Genomic DNA, 2,220 nt, shown 5'->3' with positions numbered 1-2,220 from the left:
CGATCTCCTCGGGCTTCGGGTGCTTTGCCATCTTGTCCGTCCTCCAGGCTCAAAAGCCATACCAAAGAGCGGACCACTTCAATGGGGGCTGACCACATGGCCGGTGCGACGCCCATCGTCTTTGGCGACATCCAGTCCGCTTACCGGATCTACGATCGCGTAGGTCTGTCGGTCCTGCGCAACCCCTACACCCTGGACGTCTACGGCCAGACCCGCTTCACGGCTCGCCGTCGTGTCGGTGCATCGGTCGTTCGTCCCGAGGCCATCCGCAAGCTGCGCATCGCGGCGAACTGAGGAGACACCATCATGCGCGACCAGGCCCACAACTTCGGGGCGGTGAACGCCATCGCTCCCGCCGTGCTCTCGGACGATCCCGCCTCCGTGACGATCGATCGTTCCGGCTTCGATGCCGTGACATTCGTCCTGCAGATCGGTGCTGGCGGCATCAGCTTCACGGGCTCGAACCGGATCGATTTCCTCGTGGAGCACTCCGATGACGCCACGAACTGGGAAGCCGCCGACGCCAGCAACATCCTCGGCGTCTCGCCTGTAGTTGCTGGCAACGTGCTTTCCCTCCGTTCGGCTCATCCCGACGCGTCCGTCACGCGCGTCGGGTACGTCGACGGCAGGAAGGGTGATCGTCGCTACATCCGCCTGCGGGCCGACTTCAACGGTACGCACGGCACCGGTACGCCGATCGCCGCCATCGCCATCCTGGGCAAGCCGCGCATTCTGCCGGCCGCCTAACCCCGATCCGGCGCCTGCTTCTGAGGGCGACCCCGGCAGTCCGACAACGATAGCTGACCTCCGCGGCGCCGCCGACGAACACGAGTGGTCAAGGTCAGCACGCCGGGACTAATGCAAAGGTACACGTCAATGGGCACCCGCCCTCCCAAGATCTGTTCCTGTGGTCGGAAGGTAGCTGCGGGCGAGACTTGCCAGTGCCATCGCAACCGTATGCGTGCCCGCCCCACTGCTGCGGCGCGGGGTTACGGTAGCAAGTGGGCCAAGGAGCGGGCCGCATACCTGGCGCTACCAGGGCACGACAGCTGCGCTCGCTGCAAAGCACCAGCCGACACAGTGCATCACAAGGTGGCGCACAAGGGCGACCAGCGGCTGTTCTGGGATCGGAAGAACTGGGAGCCCTCCTGCGGCCGCTGCAATGCGCGTGAGTGCGCGAGAAGCGAAGGCGGCTTTGGCAACCCAATGGGGGGTGGGTCGCGAATTTCCTGCGAAGCGGTCAGAAGACCGGGTGTCTCCCCCACGCGGGACAAACTGGAATTGAGCAAAGCCAAGAGGGTGATGCGATGCGATTGACCTTGGTGACGCCTGCGGGTGCCGAAGTGGTGACGCTCGAAGAAGCGAAGCTTCACATGCGGGTCGATACGGACGACGAAGATGCGCTGATATCTGGCCTGATCAGAACTGCAACCATGAAGCTCGACGGTCGTCATGGACGCCTCGGCCGCTGCCTGATCGCCCAGCAGTACCGGCTTAGCCTGTCGTCTTTCCTTGACGAGATTGCCCTGCCGCTGCCGCCCGTTCGGTCGGTCGATCGGATCGACTATGTGGACCCGGCCGGGATGCCGCGCACCTTGGATACTGACGCCTACCGCGTCGCTGGCCTCGGCGACGAGGACGGGGCATCTGTCCGCCGCCTCCGTGATTCGGCTTGGCCCTACACTGCGGGTGGGCCGGACGGAGTGCAGATCACCTTCTCGACTGGCTACGGCATGAGCAGGGAGGATGTGCCCGATCCGATTCGCCAGGCGATCCGGATGCATGTCGCGCACCTCTACGATAATCGCGATGCCGTCGCCTCCGGCAATGGCCCGTCGCAGATCGTGCCGCTCGGCTACGACGACCTGATTTCCGATTACGTGGCCTGGGCCTGCTGAGATGCGCGGTCGAAAACCGGATCTCCATGCCATCGAGGGCGGCCTCTCATCTGTGCCGCGAGCACCTGCGTGGCTGCCGGCGGAGGGCAAGGACGAGTGGAAGCGCGTTCTGCCGAGCCTGATCAGGCGGCGGATCCTGACCGACACGGACATGGGCGTGGTGGAGAGCTACTGCCTGGCGGCCGGCACGGTGCGTCGCTCGCAGATGACGATCGCGCGCGAGGGCGACTGGTCAGCCCCCATTGAAGTGGTCCGCTCTTTGGTATGGCTTTTGAGCCTGGAGGACGGACAAGATGGCAAAGCACCCGAAGCCCGAGGAGAT

The 2,220-nt window shown here is 64.6% G+C and carries 4 protein-coding genes; all 4 read left to right on the top strand.

Annotated features, from left to right (window positions below; translation table 11 throughout):
- Positions 1–294, top strand: a 294-nt coding sequence (locus ASF25_RS17485) for a phage major capsid protein (RefSeq protein WP_156369057.1), incomplete at its 5' end; no start/stop codon positions are given.
- Between the two features lie 12 nt (positions 295–306).
- A complete protein-coding gene (locus ASF25_RS17480; protein ID WP_056306183.1) occupies positions 307–747 on the top strand; it encodes a hypothetical protein in 441 nt (146 codons plus the stop codon).
- A 560-nt stretch (positions 748–1,307) separates the two neighbouring features.
- Complete coding sequence (locus ASF25_RS17475) at positions 1,308–1,898, top strand: head-tail connector protein (protein WP_056306182.1); 591 nt, start codon at positions 1,308–1,310, stop codon at positions 1,896–1,898.
- A gap of 1 nt (position 1,899) precedes the next feature.
- Positions 1,900–2,220: P27 family phage terminase small subunit (locus tag ASF25_RS17470; protein ID WP_200927319.1), on the top strand; the 321-nt coding region annotated here is incomplete at its 3' end.

Source organism: Methylobacterium sp. Leaf100, assembly GCF_001422845.1.
GTDB lineage: Bacteria > Pseudomonadota > Alphaproteobacteria > Rhizobiales > Beijerinckiaceae > Methylobacterium.
Note: the sequence above shows the minus strand (reverse complement) of the source record. Positions and strands in the feature narration are given on the sequence as shown.

Bases quoted from the DNA above. Each gene is read 5' to 3' on its own strand.
- ASF25_RS17475 (WP_056306182.1), top strand. From the start codon at position 1,308: ATGCGATTGACCTTGGTGACGCCTGCGGGTGCCGAAGTGGTGACGCTC.
- ASF25_RS17480 (WP_056306183.1), top strand. From the start codon at position 307: ATGCGCGACCAGGCCCACAACTTCGGGGCGGTGAACGCCATCGCTCCC.